This is a genomic window from Streptomyces sp. NPDC045899, from assembly GCF_056431485.1.
The window spans coordinates 120,432-135,531 of record NZ_JBWKKP010000009.1 but is presented as its reverse complement, the minus strand read 5'-3'; the positions used below and the strand labels follow the sequence as shown (position 1 = coordinate 135,531).

The window sequence follows — 15,100 nt, the reverse complement described above, 5'->3', positions numbered from 1 at the left end:
TCAGAGGTGGCGGCGGCGGGCGGCGGCCTGCCGGTCGTAGTCCTCACGGGCCTTCACGGCGGCCGGGCGGGTCGCGGTCTCGGCGACGGGCACATCCCACCACGCCTGGGCCCCCGGCGGGCCGGACACTGTGTCAGCTGTTTCGGTCTCCACATAGACACATGTGGGACGGTCCGAGGCGCGGGCCGCGGCGAGCGCCTCCCGCAGCTCCCGCACGCTCCCGGCGCGCAGCACGTCCATGCCGAGCGAGGCGGCGTTGGCGGCCAGGTCCACCGGCAGCGGATCGCCGGTGTAGCTGCCGTCGGCCGCCCGGAAGCGGTAGGCGGTGCCGAACCGCTCGGCGCCGATGCCCTCCGAGAGGGCGCCGATGGAGGCGTAGCCGTGGTTCTGGAGCAGCACGACGTTGATGTTGATGCCCTCCTGGACGGCGGTGACGATCTCGGTCGGCATCATCAGGTACGTCCCGTCGCCCACCAGCGCCCACACCGGGCGGTCCGGGGCGGCCAGCCGTACCCCGATCGCCCCGGGGATCTCGTAGCCCATGCAGGAGTAGCCGTACTCCAGGTGGTACTGGCGGGGCGAGCGGGCGCGCCACAGTTTGTGGAGGTCGCCGGGGAGCGATCCGGCCGCGTTGACCACCACGTCCTCGTCGCCGACGACCGCGTCCAGCGCGCCCAGCACCTGGCTCTGCGAGGGCCTCGCGGTCTCGTCGTCGGCGGCGAACGCGGCGTCCACCCGGCGCTCCCAGGCGGCCTTGCCGGCGCGGTATCCGGCCTCGTACGTCTCGTCGACCCGGTGGCCGGACAGCTCGCGGACGAGCGCCTCCAGACCGGCGCGGGCGTCCGCCACCAGGGTGGTGGCGGACAGCTTGTGGGCGTCGAAGGGCGTGATGTTGAGGTTGACGAAGCGGACCGCGGGGTCGGCGAAGAGGGTCCCGGAGGCGGTGGTGAAGTCGCTGTACCGGGTGCCGACACCGATGACCAGGTCGGCGTCGCGGGCCAGATCGTCCGCGACGGCGGTGCCGGTGTGCCCGATGCCGCCGATGTCGGCCGGGTGGTCATGGCGCAGCGAGCCCTTGCCCGCCTGGGTGGAGGCGACCGGGATGCCGGTGGCGTCGGCCAGGGCGCGCAGCGCGTCCTCGGCCTCGCTGTGGTGGACCCCGCCGCCCGCGATGATCAGCGGTCTGCGGGCGGAGCGGATCGCCTGGGCGGCGGCGGCGAGTTCGGTCGGGTCGGCGGCCGGGCGGCGTACGTGCCAGACCCGGTCGGCGAAGAACTCCTCGGGCCAGTCGAAGGCTTCGGCCTGGACGTCCTGCGGCAGGGCCAGGGTGACGGCGCCGGTCTCGGCCGGGTCGGTGAGCACCCGCAGGGCGGCCAGCGCGGCCGGGATCAGCGCCTCGGGGCGCGTCACCCGGTCGAAGTAGCGGGAGACCGGGCGCAGACAGTCGTTGACCGACACATCGCCCGCGGAGGGGACTTCGAGCTGCTGGAGCACCGGGTCCGCGGGGCGGGTGGCGAAGGTGTCGCCGGGCAGCAGCAGCACCGGCAGCCGGTTGACGGTGGCCAGTGCCGCACCGGTGACCAGGTTGGTGGCACCGGGGCCGATGGAGGTGGTGACCGCCTGGACGGAGAGCCGGTTGGACTGCCGGGCGAAGCCCACGGCCGCGTGCACCATGGCCTGTTCATTGCGGCCCTGGAGGTAGGGCATGGCGTCCGGACCGGATTCCAGGAGGGCCTGCCCGATCCCGGCCACGTTGCCGTGGCCGAAGATGCCCCAGGTGGCGTTGATCAGGCGGTGCCGCTGCCCGTCCCGCTCGGTGTACTGGTGGGCCAGGAACTCCACCAGGGCCTGGGCGACGGTGAGGCGGCGCACTGCCGAGGCGTTCATCGAGGGCCTCCATCGGGGGCTTCGTAGAGCGGAAGTCGGGGGTCGACGGGCTGGTCCGGCCAGGTGGAGCGGATCCAGGCGTGGTCGGGGTGGTCGCAGATGAGCCAGGAGCGCTCCTCCTCCGGACCCGCCATGACGTTGAGGTAGTACATGGTGTGGCCGGGGGCGGCGATGGACGGGCCGTGCCAGCCGTCCGGGATCAGCACGGTGTCACCGGTGCGGACCTCGGCCAGCACATCGGTGCCACGGCCGCGGCCGGACGGTGAGACCCGCTGGTAGCCGACGCCCTCGCTGCCGTGGGACTCGGCGATCTCGAAGTAGTAGATCTCCTCGAGCTCGCTCTCCTCACCGGGGCGGCACTCGTCGTGCTTGTGCGGCGGGTAGGAGGACCAGTTGCCGCCCGGGGTCAGCACCTCGACGGCGATCAGCTTGTCGCAGGCGAAGACCCCGGCGGCGCCGAAGTTGTTCACCTGGCGCGAGCAGTTGCCGGTGCCGCGCAGCTCGACCGGCACGTCCGAGGCGGGGCCGTAGCGCGCGGGCAGTCTGCGCTCGCAGCGGGCGCCGGCGAGCGCGAACCGGCCGCCCGCGCCGGTGGCGATCCGGGCATGCGCGTCGCGCGGCAGATAGACGAAGTCGCTGACCCCGCTGAACACGCTCTCCCGGCCGTGGAGTTCGAAGACCTCCCCCTCGGTGACCACCGTGCAGCCGCCGCTGAGCGGCAGCAGGATCCACTCGCTGTCGCCGGTGGCCAGGGAGTGTGAATCGCCGGGCGGCAGCTCGAGCACCCGCAGCGCGGAGTACCCCCAGCCGGCCCGCTCGGGGCCGATGTCCACGGCATGGGGACCGTCGGCCGCCTCACCGGCCCGCACATGGAAACCGGTCGAAGGATCGCTGCTGGTCATGAGTTCAGTTTCTGCCTTTCCTCCAGGGACGGGGCCCGTGGTGCGGGGCGTGTCAGAGCAGTCCGACGGCGGTGTCCACAGCGGTCTCGACGCTGCCCTCCGCCGGATAGAGCAGTGAGCGGCCGACGACCAGGCCCTGGACGGTGGGCAGCCGCAGGGCCTTGCGCCATCTCTCGTACGCCCCCTCCTGGTCCCTTCCCACCTCACCGCCGAGCAGTACCGCCGGAAGGGTGCTGGTCTCCATGACCGTGGCCATCTCCTCGGGATCGTCCGTCACCGGCACCTTCAGCCAGGTGTAGGCGGAGGTCCCGGCGAGTCCGGAGGCGATGGCGATGGACCGGGTGACGGCCTCGGCGCTCAGGTCGTTGCGGACCCGGCCGTCTATTCGGCGGGAGATGAACGGTTCGACGAAGACCGGCAGCCGGTGTGCGGCCATCGCGTCGATGGCGCGGGCGGTGCTGGTCATGGTGGTCAGCGAGCCGGCGTCCGCGTAGTCGATGCGCAGCAGCAGTTTGCCCGCGTCGAACCGGAGCCGGGCGAGGTCCTCGGGCCGGTGTCCGGTGAACCGGTCGTCCAGTTCGAAGGTGGCACCGGCCAGCCCGCCGCGGTTCATCGAGCCCATCACGACCTTGCCCTCGAGGGCGCCGAGCAGCAGCAGGTCATCCAGGATGTCGGCGGTCGCGAGCACCCCGTCCACACCGGGGCGGGACAGCGCCGTGCACAGCCGCTCCAGCAGCTCGAACCGGTTGGCCATGGCCAGTTTGCGGTCCCCGACGGCGAGGGCGCCGCGCGCCGGATGGTCGGCCGCCACGATCATCAGCCGGCCGCTGTCACCGATGAGGGGGCGGCGGGCCCGTCGGGCGGCCGCCTCGGCGATGGCCTCGGGGTGGCGGGAGCGCACCGTGACGAGGTCGGAGATGCTGATGCTCAAGAGGTCTTACCCTTTCCTTCTTTTAGGGGCTCGGCTGGCCTCCGGGGCGCTGAAGCCCCTGTCGACGGTCGACCGTGCCCGGCCCCTCGTCCCTCGGGGCCTCCGCGCGCTCTCCCTTTCGACAGGGTCGCGCCCCTTCGGCTCGCTCGCCCGCCGGCTGGGGCGGACCCGCACCCCATCGGCGGCGCCGTCAGCCTTCGGTGAGCAGGGCCTCGACCTCGCCCGCCGTCGGCATGGCCGAGGAGCAGGCGAGCCGGGACGCGACGATGGCGCCCGCCGCGTTGGCGTACCGCATGATCCGTTCCAGGTCCCAGCCGGAGAGCAGCCCGTGGCACAGGGCACCGCCGAACGCGTCGCCCGCGCCGAGCCCGTTGACCACCTCCACCGGGACCGGGGGGACCTCGGCGGTGGTGCCGTCGCGGTGCACGGCAAGGACGCCCTTGGGTCCCTGTTTGACGACGGCCAGTTCCACGCCCGCCGCGAGCAGCGCCTCGGCACAGGCGGTGGGTTCGCGGACGCCCGTGGCGATCTCGCACTCGTCCACGTTGCCGACGGCGACCGTGGCGTGGCGCAGGGCCTCGGCGTAGAAGGGGCGGGCGGTGTCCGGGTCGCGCCAGAACATCGGCCGCCAGTCGAGGTCGAAGACGGTGGTGCCGCTGCCGCCGCGGGCGGCCAGCGCCTCCAGGGTGCTGGTGCGGCTGGGCTCCTCGCTCAGGCCGGTGCCGGTCATCCAGAAGATCCGGGCCGCGCGGATCGCGTCGAGGTCCAGTTCACCGGGGTGGATCTCCAGATCGGGTGCCTTGGGGCGGCGGTAGAAGTACAGCGGGAAGTCGTCCGGCGGGAAGATCTCGCAGAAGGTGACCGGCGTCGGGTACTCCTCGACCGGGGTGACGAACCGGTCGTCCACCCCGAACGCCCGCAGCTCCTGGTGGAGGTAGTCGCCGAAGGGGTCCGCGCCGGTGCGGCTGATGACCGCGGCGCGGCGTCCGAAGCGGGCGGCGGAGACGGCGACGTTGGTCGCCGAACCGCCGAGGAACTTTCCGAACGACTCGACCTGCGGCAGAGGGACACCGGTCTGGAGCGGATAGAGATCCACTCCGATCCGGCCCATCGTGATCAGGTCGTACGGCTCACTCATGCGTGCCCCTTCGGGAAAAGACGCAGCTCAGGGTGGGAGTGCGAAAACGCCGGACAACGCCCGGCCCCTTCAGGTCTAGACGTGCTCCGGGCCCGCTGTCAAGACTTTGTCCTTACATTCGGACGTGAGGACGAAGTGAGGCCCGGAGGCGTTATCGCGTCGTTACGTCCAGATGAAATGTTGTCATGACAAACCCTTGACAGTCGATGGCCCGGAGGAGTTGGCTCCCGTTCTGCAACGGCCGTGTGAACAACGGACCTGGCTTGAGAGGTGCTGGAACAGATGGACCTCAGAATCAACCGACGCCGCGGAGCGGGCCTCGCCGCGCTCGCCACCGCAACCGTCCTCCTCGTGACGGGGTGCAGCAGTCAAGGCGGCAAGAAGGCACAGGAAGCCGAGGACGACATCGCCGCGGGGAAGGCGAACACCCCCCGGCTGAAGATCGCGATGATCACTCATGCGGCACCGGGCGACACCTTCTGGGACACCGTCCGCAAGGGCGCCAAGGCCGCGGCGGCCAAGGACAACATCGACCTCGTCTACTCCAGCAACCCCAGCGGCGCGGACCAGTCCAGTCTGGTCCAGAACGCCATCGACCAGAAGGTCGACGGAATCGCGATCACGCTGGCCAAGCCGGACGCGATGAAGGGCGCGATAGCCAAGGCCAGGAAGGCCGGGATCCCGGTCGTCGCCTTCAACGCGGGGCTGGACCAGTGGAAGGACATGGGCCTGCTGGAGTACTTCGGGCAGGACGAGTCCATCGCCGGCGAGGCGCTCGGCAAGCGGCTGAACGAGGTGAAGGCCAAGCACAACATCTGTGTGATCCACGAACAGGGCCATGTCGCCCTGGAGGCCCGGTGCGAGGGTGTGAAGAAGACCTTCAAGGGCAAGACGGACATCCTCTATGTCAACGGCACCGATATGCCGTCGGTGAAGTCCACCATCGCCGCCAAGCTCAAGCAGGACTCCAGCATCGACCATGTGGTCACCCTCGGCGCCCCGTTCGCGCTGACCGCGGTGCAGTCCGCCGACGAGGCGGGCGGTGAGGCCGAGGTCGCCACGTTCGACCTCAACAAGGACCTGGTCGCCGCCGTGAAGAGCGGGGACGTGGAATTCGCCGTCGACCAGCAGCCCTATCTCCAGGGCTATCTGGCGATCGACTCCATGTGGCTCTACCGGAACAACGGCAACTTCAGCGGCGGTGGCGAGGAACCGGTGCTGACCGGTCCGGCCTTCGTCAGCAAGGACAACGTGGACACCATCGCGAAGTTCGCACAGAAGGGGACGCGGTGATCCGGCGATGACCCATACCGTCACACCGGCGGCGGCCACGCCGCCGGTCTCCCCCGCCCCGGAACGGAAGAGCCGGGCCCCCGAACGCTCACTGGCCCGGCGGCTGCTGGCCCGGCCGGAGATCGGGGCACTGGTCGCGGCCGTCGGCGTCTATGTCTTCTTCTTCGCGGTCGCCCCCACCTTCCGGCAGGCCGACTCCTTCGCCACCGTCCTCTACCAGGCGTCCACCATGGGCATCATGGCGCTCGCCGTCTCCCTGCTGATGATCGGCGGCGAGTTCGACCTGTCGGCCGGGGTCGCCGTCACCTCCTCGGCACTGGCCTCCTCCATGCTCAGCTTCCAGCTGACCACCAATGTCTGGGTGGGCGTGATCGTCGCGCTGCTGGTCTCGCTCGGGGTGGGCCTGATCAACGGGCTGCTGCTGATCCGCACCGGACTGCCCAGCTTCCTGGTCACCCTCGCCAGCTTCCTGATGCTCCAGGGCGCCAACCTGGCCGTCACCAAACTGCTGACCGGCAATGTCGCCACCGACACCATCAATGACATGGACGGCTTCGAGCAGGCCAAATCGGTCTTCGCCTCCGAGGTCACCGTGTTCGGCGTCGATGTGAAGGTGACCGTGCTGTGGTGGCTGGCCTTCGCGGCCATCGCCACCTGGGTGCTGCTGCGCACCAAGTTCGGAAACTGGATCTTCGCGGCAGGCGGTTCGAAGGAGAGCGCACGGGCGGTCGGCGTCCCGGTGAACCTCACCAAGATCGCCCTCTTCATGACCGTCGGCTTCGCCGCCTGGTTCGTCGGTATGCACCTGCTCTTCGAGTACAACACCGTGCAGGCGGGCGAGGGCGTCGGCAACGAGTTCTACTACATCATCGCGGCGGTGATCGGCGGCTGTCTGCTCACCGGCGGCTACGGCTCGGCGATCGGCGCGGTCCTGGGCGCCTTCATCTTCGGCATGGTCAACCAGGGCATCGTCTACGCCAACTGGAACCCCGACTGGTTCAAGTTCTTCGTGGGCGTGATGCTGCTGCTCGCGACGCTCGTCAATCTGTGGGTGCGCCGTCAGGCCGCCAGGAGGTGATCACCGTGGTATCGAAGGACACCGCCACGACCGGCGGGACCGATGAGCCGGTCGTCCGGCTGAAGGGCGTCGGCAAGCTCTACGGCACGGTCCGCGCCCTGGAGGGCATCGACCTCGACGTCCGACCGGGCAAGGTCACCTGCGTCCTCGGCGACAACGGCGCCGGGAAGTCCACCCTGATCAAGATCGTGTCCGGACTGCACCAGCACGACGAGGGCGACTACCTCGTCGACGGTCAGCCGGTGCGGCTGAGCAACCCCCGCGAGGCCCTGGACCTCGGCATCGCCACCGTCTACCAGGACCTGGCCACCGTGCCGCTGATGCCGGTGTGGCGGAACTTCTTCCTCGGCTCGGAGCTGACCAAGGGCCCCTGGCCGTTCCGCCGGCTCGACATCGAGCGGATGAAGCGGACCACCGGCGAGGAGCTGTCCGCCATGGGCATCCACCTCGACAACCTGGAACAGCCCATCGGCACCCTCTCCGGCGGTCAGCGGCAGTCCGTGGCCATCGCACGGGCCGTCCACTTCGGCGCCCGGGTGCTGATCCTGGACGAGCCCACCGCGGCGCTCGGCGTCAAGCAGTCGGGGGTGGTGCTGAAGTACATCGCGGCGGCGCGCGAGCGCGGCCTCGGCGTCATCTTCATCACCCACAACCCGCACCACGCCTATATGGTCGGTGACCACTTCTCGGTGCTCCGGCTGGGGGCCCTGGAGCTCAACGCCGCCCGCGAGGACGTCACCCTCGAGGAGCTGACCAACCATATGGCCGGTGGCGCCGAACTGGCCGCCCTCAAACACGAACTCGCACAGGTCCGCGGAGTGGACGTGGAGGAGCTGCCGGAGGCGATGCAGACGCCCGGCGCATGAGGCACACACCCCCTCCCCGTCCTGACATGACGTCCGAATGTCCTGACCAACCCTTGACGACCCCCCGCCCGGACCGTGAAGCTGCCCAAAACAGTACGACGCGGACGCGCGTCCGCCAGCGAGCACCGGAATCCGCACCGCCCCCTTCCCCGGTCGCCGATGACCGGCGAGAGGAGACCCCTCCCATGACTGCCGCCGCCTCTCCCGTACCCGCCCTGGACCGCATCCGGGTCGGCTCGGCCCCCGACTCATGGGGGGTGTGGTTCCCCGACGACGAGCAGCAGGTCCCCTGGCAGCGTTTCCTCGACGAGGTCACGGAGGCCGGTTACTCCTGGATCGAACTGGGTCCGTACGGCTATCTGCCGACCGACCCGGCCCGGCTCACCGAGGAGACCACCCGGCGGGGGCTCACCGTCTCGGCGGGCACCGTCTTCACCTCACTGCACCGCGGCCCCGATGTCTGGGACGCCACCTGGGCCCATGTCTCCCAGGTCGCCGAGCTGACCCGGGCGATGAACGCCGGGCACCTGGTGGTCATCCCCTCCTTCTGGCGGGACGACAAGACCGCCGAGATCATCGAGCCTCGGGAGCTGACCGCCGAGCAGTGGCGCCATCTGTCCACCGGGATGGAGCGGCTCGGCCGTGAGGTGCGGGAGCGCTACGGTCTGGAGATCGTCGTCCACCCGCACGCCGACACCCACATCGACACCGAGGAGAACGTCGCCCGCTTCCTGGACGCGACCGACTCCGGCCTGGTCAACCTCTGCCTGGACACCGGGCACTACGCCTACTGCGGCGGCGACAGCGTCAAGCTCATCGAGACCTACGGCGAGCGCATCGGCTATCTCCACCTCAAGCAGGTGGACCCGGAGATCCTGGCCGACGTGGTGAAGAACGGGGTGCCGTTCGGCCCGGCCGTCCAGCGCGGGGTGATGTGCGAACCGCCGGACGGGGTGCCCGCACTGGAGCCGGTCCTCGCCGCCGCCCAGAAGCTGGACGTGGACCTGTTCGCCATCGTCGAGCAGGACATGTACCCCTGCCCGCCCGACCAGCCGTTCCCGATCGCCGAGCGCACCCGTCGCTTCCTGCGTTCCTGCGGCGCCTGACCCCCGTCCCGTCCACCACCGCACCGGCAGAAAGAGAAGGAACTCGCATATGACCCAGCAGGGGACGCTCGGGATCGCCGTCATCGGGACCGGCAAGATGGGCGCCGACCACGTCCGCCGGATCGATGAGGTGATCAGCGGCGCCCGGGTGGCCGCCGTGGTCGACATCGACGAGGCGCGCGCGAAGGCCGTGGCCGACACCGCCGAGGGGTGCCGGGCGTTCACCGATCCGGCGGCCGCGATGGACGCGCCCGGGGTGGACGCGGTGCTGATCGCCTCTCCCGGACCCGCCCATGAGGCCGCGCTGCTCAACGCGTTCGAGCGGGATCTGCCGGTGCTGTGCGAGAAGCCGCTCACCCCGGACGCGGCCTCCGCGCTGCGGGTGCTGGAGGCCGAGCAGCAGCTGGGCCACCGCCGGGTCCAGGTCGGGTTCATGCGCCGCTACGACACCGAGTTCATGGAGCTCAAGGCGTTGCTGGCCACCGGTGAGCTGGGCCGTCCGCTGATGCTGCACTGCCGCCACCGCAATGCCTCGACACATCCGTACTTCACCACCGAGATGCTGATCAGCGACTCGGTGGTGCATGAGATGGACCAGTCGCGCTGGCTGCTGGAGCAGGAGATCACCACGGTGACCGTGCTCAAGCCGACGCCCAACTCCGCTGCGCCCGAGGGTCTGAGCGACCCTCAGCTGGTGATCTTCGAGACCAGCGGTGGCGCGCTCGTCAGCGTCGAGATGTTCGCCACCTGCGGCTTCGGCTACCAGGTGCAGACCGAGGCGGTCTGCGAACGCGGCACCGCACGGGTCGGTGACGCCCACGGCATGCTGGTCAACCGTCCCGGCGGCTGGGGCGGTGGAATCGCCCCGGACTTCGTGGCCCGCTTCGCGGAGGCGTACGACCGGGAGGTGCAGGCATGGGTCGACGCCACCCGCCGCGGGGAGGTCGAAGGGCCCAGCGCCTGGGACGGCTATGCGGCCGCCGCCGTCTGCGAGGCGGGGCTGCGCGCGCAGAAGACCGGTGAGCGCACCCCCGTGGAGATGATCGTGCGCCCCGCCTTCTATCGCTGACCCCGGCTCCGCCACGGGCCTCGGACCACTCCTCACCCCTTCGGGGCCCACTCCTTCGGCCCCACCCCTTCGGACGGGAAGACACCATGCGCATCGGATTCCTCGGCGCCGGGCGGATCGGCTCCTTCCATGCCGCCGCTCTCGCCGCCACGGACGGCGTCGACGCATTGCTGATCGGGGACGCCGACCCTGCGCGGGCCGCCGAGCTGGCCGCGCGGATCGACGCGGATGCCGCCGTACCGGTGACCGCCGCGGCCTCGGTGGACGCGGTCTTCAGCGGCGGGATCGACGCGCTGGTGATCGCCACCGCGACCGCCTCGCACGCCGAACTGATCACCCGGGCGGCGCGGGCCGGACTGCCCGCCTACTGTGAGAAGCCCATCGCCCTGGACCTGGCGGGCACCGTCCGGGCGCTCAGCGAGGTCGCTTCGGCCGGGACCATGCTCCAGATGGGCTTCCAGCGGCGGTTCGACGCCGGGTACCGGGCCGCGCGCGAGGCGCTGCGCGAAGGGCGGCTGGGCCGGGTGCACACCATCCGGGCCATCACCTCGGACGCCGCTCCCCCGCCGCCGGAATTCCTGCCGCACTCCGGCGGACTGATCCGGGACTGTCTGGTGCATGACTTCGACGCCGTGCGCTGGCTGACCGGACGGGAGGTGGTGGAGGTGTTCGCGTCCGGTTCGGCGGACGGCGCGGCGTTCTTCCGGGAGGCGGGCGATGTGGACACCGCGGCGGCGCTGCTGACGCTGGACGACGGCACGCTGGTGACCGCGACCGCCACCCGCTACAACGGCGCCGGGTACGACGTGCGGATGGAACTGTCCGGTGAGCGTGACCAGTTGGTGGTGGGGCTGGACGGCCGTACGCCCTTCGCCTCGGCCGAACCGGGCGGGCCCGCCGGCCCCGGCCGCCCCTGGGCACACTTCCTGGAGCGGTTCGAGGACGCCTACCGGGCGGAGCTGGCCGCCTTCGTACGGGCGGCCCGGGGCGAGGCCCCCAACCCGTGCTCCGGTCAGCAGGCGCTCTACGCCCTGCTGGTGGCCGAGGCGTGTGAACTGTCCCGGCTGGAGCACCGTCCGGTACGACTGGCGGAGATCACCGAACGGATGGCCGAGCTGGAGGCCTGAGGCCACTGTCACTCGGGTGTCACAGCCGTCACATCTCCACACGGCTTCGTCACAGGTGTTCAACAGCCCCTGACCACGATCACGCACTGTCGTTCACCGGACACAGGCTGAGAGATCGTCAGCAGGTCCGCCGTGGCTCCCCCGACGGCCCCACCGGGGCCGTGGTCGCGGTGGCTGCGGGAAGGGCTCGAGAGATGACCGACCGGAGGCTCTGGTCGTACAAGGAGATCGCCGCTCATATCGGGGTCCAGACCGACACCGTACGGTCGTATCGCAAACACGCACTGCTGCCGCCCCCCGATCTGGTGGAGAGCGGCAAGCCGTACTGGTACGCGGACACCGTCCGCGCCTGGGTGGCCCGCAGACCGGGCAACCGGCGCGGGCGGCGCGGCGCTCCTTAGGTCCTGGCGCCCGCGCCACCAAGACCCGCGCGGACGGTGCCCGCTCACACACCGGCGCACGATGTCCCCGGCGCCCCGCCGGGAGGGGGTGCACCCCGTGAACCCCCTTCCGGAAGGCGTCAGTGCCCCGCGCGGACCGGGTCCCGCAGCTCCTCCTCGCTGCGGGGCCCGGGCTCCTCCCCGTCGTCACCGCTCCGGACCGGGGCGGACTCCCCCTCGCTCAGCCCGATCCTGGCGTGCAGCCGCCGCAGCGGGCCCGGTGCCCACCAGGTGGCCCGGCCGGTCAGCCGCATCACCGCGGGCACCAGCAGACTGCGCACCACCATGGCGTCCATCAGCACCGCCAGGGCGATGCCGAGCCCCAGCATCTTGGTGTTGGTGACCCGCGAGGTGCCGATGGCGACCATCACCACAGCCAGGATCAGCGCGGCGGCCGTGATCAGCCCGCCGGTGCGCCGCAGCCCGAACTCCACGGCCGCCGTATGGTCCCCGGTGCGGTCGTACTCCTCCTTGATCCGGGAGAGCAGGAAGACCCCGTAGTCCATGGAGAGTCCGAAGGCGACGCAGAACATCAGCACCGGCAGGGTGGTCTCGATATCGCCGGTGGAGGTGAAGGACAGCGGACCGGACAGATGGCCGTCCTGGAAGACCCACACCATGGCGCCGAACATCGCGGTGAGACTGAGGGCGTTGAGCAGCACCGCCTGGATCGGTATCAGCACACTGCCGGTGAGCAGGAAGACCAGCAGCAGGGTGACGATGGCGATGATCGCGGCCGCCCAGGGCAGCCGGTCGGCAATGGAGTCCTTGGTGTCCACCAGGACGGCGGCCGTGCCGGTCACCGAGGCGTGGAACGGGGGCTGCTGGGCACGGATGTCGCGCACCAGGTCCTGGCTCGCGGCGTCCACCGCCTCGCCCTTGGTCAGCACGGTGAGATAGGCGCTCCCCCGGGCCGCGCGGGCCGCCTCGGCCGGACCGGGCCGCGCCACCTGACGGCCGCCCGCGAACTGGCCCGCCGGGCCGTCCACCCGCCGCACATCGGGGAGCGCGGAGAGCTCGGCGCTGTAGTCGGCGAGGGCACGGGTGCCGGGACGGCCTTCGGCGATGATCTCGACGGCGCCGCCGGGCCCTCCGGGGAAACCGTCCCGGATGTGCTGCTGGACCACATGCGATTCGGCGCTCCGGGGCAGCTGGCGGTCGTCCGCGGTGCCGAACTCCACTTTCAGGAAGGGCAGTCCGAGCGCCACCAGACCGGCGACGGTGGCCAGCGCGAACAGCGGTGCGCGCCGCATCACCAGCCGGGCCAGCCACCCCCATCCCTTGCCGGGTTCACCGGTACGGGCGGGGCGCCCGCGGCGCAACAGCTTCATCAGATCGAGGGAGTTGACCCGGTCGCCGAGGAGCGCCAGCGCCGCGGGCAGCACCACCAGGGCGGCACCCGCGGCGATCAGCACCACGGCGATGCCCGCGTAGGCGAAGGAGCGCAGGAAGTACTGCGGGAAGACCAGCATCGCGGCGAGCGAGACCGCGACGGTCAGCGCCGAGAAGAGCACGGTGCGCCCGGCGGTGCGCAGGGTGGCCGCCACGGCGGGCAGGGGCTCGGCACCGGTGGCCAGCTCCTCGCGGAAGCGGCGCACGATGAACAGGGCGTAGTCGATGGCCAGTCCGAGGCCGAGTGCGGTGGTCAGGTTCTGCGCGAAGACCGAGACATCGGTGAACTCGGTGAGACCGCGCAGCACCGCGTTGGTGCCCAGGATGGCGATGATGCCCACGCCGAGCGGCAGCAGGGCGGCCACCGCGCTGCCGAAGACCATGACGAGCAGGACCAGGGTGATGGGCAGGGCGATCATCTCGGCCCGCAGCAGATCCTCCTGGATGGTGGTCTGGAGCTCATGGCGGACCGCGACGAGGCCACCGATCGACACCTCGACCGGGCCGTGGTCCCCCCGGTAGCGCGGGGCGAGACGCTCCAGCGCCTCGTTGGCGGCGGATTCATCGCCGGTGACGCGGGCGGCGATGATCGCCTCGCCGCGGTCGCGCTGCCGGAGGGTGGGCGCACCGGTGTCCCAGTAGGAGGTCACGCCGGTGACGGACTCCTCCTCGGCCAGCTTCTTCGCCAGCGCCCGCCCCTCGGCGGCCACCGCCGGATCGTCCACCGTGGCCTTGCCGCTGTCGACGAGCAGGATCAGATTGGGCTGGGAGGTCGGGAAGTGCTTCTCCAACGCCTCGGTGGCGTAGGTGGACTGGGACGCCGGGTCCTCCCAGCCCCCGCTGCCCATCCGGTCGGCGACACCGCTGCCCGCGACCACGGTGAGCGCGGTGAAGAGCAGAGCGAGCAGCAAGGAGAGCCGGGGGCGCGCCGTGACCAGGCGGGTCCATCCTCCGATCCGGTCCCCCGACGGATGGTTGACAGTGGTCATGGCACGGTGTCCCCTTCACCTGTGCCCAGGCCACCGCACGACGTTTGGGCAGGCAGCATGGGTCATTGATTGCCATAGACTGGCAAACACGAGCGATCACTCGCGTTTCACAAGAATGCGAGTGAGTGCTCGCGTTTGTCAATCGAACACCAAGATCCGGAGATTGCGCGTGACCGAGAGCAAGGCAGCCCAGGCCGAGGGAGCCGCCAAGCCGCGCCGCCGGCAGGCGCGCGGCGAGCGCCGGGTCCAGCAATTGCTCGACGCCGCCGCGAGCGTCTTCTGTCAGAACGGCTACGCCGGCGCGAGCACCAACGCGATCGCCCGCGAGGCGGGCGTCTCCCCGGGCACGCTCTACCAGTTCTTCCCGAACAAGGAGGCCATCGCGGTCGAACTGGGTGAGCGGCTGACCCATCAGATGCGCCAGGCTCACGGCCTGGTCTTCACGGTGGAGAACGCCGCGCTGCCGCTGGGCGAGATGCTGGACGCGGTCCTCGATCCGATGATCGAGTTCAACTGCGCGAATCCCGCCTTCCTCGCGCTGATCAACTCCACGGACACCCCCGGCCCGGTCGTCGAGGAGCATGACGCGCTGCACCTCACCCTTCAGTCCCGGGTGGAGGAGCTGCTCGGACTGCGCCATCCCGAGCTGCCCGCCGACCGCCGCACCCGTACCGCCACCATGGCGTTCCACCTGTTCAAGGCCGGTCTCGATGTGATCCTGGCCCATGAGGGGGCGGAGCAGCGGGCGTACATCACCGAGACCAAGGACGCCCTGTACCGCTATCTCGCGCCGATCATCGGCACCGAGGGCAGCCCCATCCGCTGACCCGGATCCGCCGCCACCACCCCGGGCGCGCTCTGCACGGAAGGGGAGCGCGCGCG

13 protein-coding genes are annotated in these 15,100 nt (G+C 70.7%); 8 read left to right on the top strand and 5 right to left on the bottom strand.

The genetic code is table 11. The features are described from left to right. The 4 genes from iolD to iolC form a co-directional block, all read right to left on the bottom strand. Nucleotides 1-1,887: a 3D-(3,5/4)-trihydroxycyclohexane-1,2-dione acylhydrolase (decyclizing) gene (gene iolD, locus AC07FT_RS15885; RefSeq protein WP_479176712.1), complete on the bottom strand. Its 1,887-nt coding sequence runs from the start codon at nucleotides 1,885-1,887 to the stop codon at nucleotides 1-3. After that, nucleotides 1,884-2,789, bottom strand: a complete 906-nt coding sequence (iolB, locus tag AC07FT_RS15880) for a 5-deoxy-glucuronate isomerase (protein WP_479176711.1) — start codon at nucleotides 2,787-2,789, stop codon at nucleotides 1,884-1,886. The genes iolD and iolB overlap by 4 nt, the downstream gene beginning before the upstream one ends. A gap of 52 nt (nucleotides 2,790-2,841) precedes the next feature. After that, nucleotides 2,842-3,720, bottom strand: a complete 879-nt coding sequence (locus AC07FT_RS15875; protein ID WP_479176710.1) for a Cgl0159 family (beta/alpha)8-fold protein — start codon at nucleotides 3,718-3,720, stop codon at nucleotides 2,842-2,844. Nucleotides 3,721-3,910: 190 nt separating this feature from the next. Further along, on the bottom strand, nucleotides 3,911-4,858 hold the full coding sequence (iolC, locus tag AC07FT_RS15870; protein ID WP_479176709.1) for a 5-dehydro-2-deoxygluconokinase: 948 nt from the start codon (nucleotides 4,856-4,858) through the stop codon (nucleotides 3,911-3,913). A 282-nt stretch (nucleotides 4,859-5,140) separates the two neighbouring features. Between iolC and AC07FT_RS15865 the strand changes: the two genes are divergently transcribed. From AC07FT_RS15865 to AC07FT_RS15835, 7 genes are all read left to right on the top strand, one after another. Next, nucleotides 5,141-6,151: a sugar ABC transporter substrate-binding protein gene (locus tag AC07FT_RS15865; protein ID WP_471204055.1), complete on the top strand. Its 1,011-nt coding sequence runs from the start codon at nucleotides 5,141-5,143 to the stop codon at nucleotides 6,149-6,151. Between the two features lie 7 nt (nucleotides 6,152-6,158). Next, nucleotides 6,159-7,229: an ABC transporter permease gene (locus AC07FT_RS15860; RefSeq protein ID WP_479176708.1), complete on the top strand. Its 1,071-nt coding sequence runs from the start codon at nucleotides 6,159-6,161 to the stop codon at nucleotides 7,227-7,229. After that, complete coding sequence (locus AC07FT_RS15855; protein WP_479176707.1) at nucleotides 7,226-8,095, top strand: ATP-binding cassette domain-containing protein; 870 nt, start codon at nucleotides 7,226-7,228, stop codon at nucleotides 8,093-8,095. Before AC07FT_RS15860 ends, AC07FT_RS15855 begins: the two co-directional genes overlap by 4 nt. Nucleotides 8,096-8,280: 185 nt before the next feature. Beyond that, complete coding sequence (locus tag AC07FT_RS15850) at nucleotides 8,281-9,201, top strand: sugar phosphate isomerase/epimerase family protein (RefSeq protein WP_479176706.1); 921 nt, start codon at nucleotides 8,281-8,283, stop codon at nucleotides 9,199-9,201. A gap of 49 nt (nucleotides 9,202-9,250) precedes the next feature. Beyond that, a complete protein-coding gene (locus tag AC07FT_RS15845; protein ID WP_479176705.1) occupies nucleotides 9,251-10,270 on the top strand; it encodes a Gfo/Idh/MocA family protein in 1,020 nt (339 codons plus the stop codon). A gap of 86 nt (nucleotides 10,271-10,356) precedes the next feature. Further along, nucleotides 10,357-11,397 (top strand): Gfo/Idh/MocA family protein, encoded by a 1,041-nt coding sequence (locus AC07FT_RS15840; RefSeq protein WP_479176704.1) that lies wholly within the window; start codon nucleotides 10,357-10,359, stop codon nucleotides 11,395-11,397. A gap of 194 nt (nucleotides 11,398-11,591) precedes the next feature. Then, complete coding sequence (locus tag AC07FT_RS15835; protein ID WP_471204068.1) at nucleotides 11,592-11,798, top strand: helix-turn-helix transcriptional regulator; 207 nt, start codon at nucleotides 11,592-11,594, stop codon at nucleotides 11,796-11,798. A gap of 119 nt (nucleotides 11,799-11,917) precedes the next feature. Here AC07FT_RS15835 and AC07FT_RS15830 read toward each other — a convergent pair whose 3' ends face one another. Further along, a complete protein-coding gene (locus tag AC07FT_RS15830; RefSeq protein ID WP_479176703.1) occupies nucleotides 11,918-14,218 on the bottom strand; it encodes an MMPL family transporter in 2,301 nt (766 codons plus the stop codon). 169 nt (nucleotides 14,219-14,387) lie between these two features. Here AC07FT_RS15830 and AC07FT_RS15825 point away from each other — a divergent pair, with 169 nt between their 5' ends. Next, nucleotides 14,388-15,044, top strand: coding sequence for a TetR/AcrR family transcriptional regulator (locus AC07FT_RS15825; protein WP_479176702.1), 657 nt, complete (start codon nucleotides 14,388-14,390; stop codon nucleotides 15,042-15,044). Nucleotides 15,045-15,100: the final 56 nt, after the last annotated feature.

Coding starts and splice junctions, on each gene's coding strand:
- iolD (WP_479176712.1), bottom strand. CDS start 1,887: ATGAACGCCTCGGCAGTGCGCCGCCTCACCGTCGCCCAGGCCCTGGTG.
- iolC (WP_479176709.1), bottom strand. CDS start 4,858: ATGAGTGAGCCGTACGACCTGATCACGATGGGCCGGATCGGAGTGGAT.
- AC07FT_RS15830 (WP_479176703.1), bottom strand. CDS start 14,218: ATGACCACTGTCAACCATCCGTCGGGGGACCGGATCGGAGGATGGACC.
- AC07FT_RS15860 (WP_479176708.1), top strand. CDS start 6,159: ATGACCCATACCGTCACACCGGCGGCGGCCACGCCGCCGGTCTCCCCC.
- AC07FT_RS15865 (WP_471204055.1), top strand. CDS start 5,141: ATGGACCTCAGAATCAACCGACGCCGCGGAGCGGGCCTCGCCGCGCTC.
- iolB (WP_479176711.1), bottom strand. CDS start 2,789: ATGACCAGCAGCGATCCTTCGACCGGTTTCCATGTGCGGGCCGGTGAG.
- AC07FT_RS15835 (WP_471204068.1), top strand. CDS start 11,592: ATGACCGACCGGAGGCTCTGGTCGTACAAGGAGATCGCCGCTCATATC.
- AC07FT_RS15840 (WP_479176704.1), top strand. CDS start 10,357: ATGCGCATCGGATTCCTCGGCGCCGGGCGGATCGGCTCCTTCCATGCC.
- AC07FT_RS15850 (WP_479176706.1), top strand. CDS start 8,281: ATGACTGCCGCCGCCTCTCCCGTACCCGCCCTGGACCGCATCCGGGTC.
- AC07FT_RS15845 (WP_479176705.1), top strand. CDS start 9,251: ATGACCCAGCAGGGGACGCTCGGGATCGCCGTCATCGGGACCGGCAAG.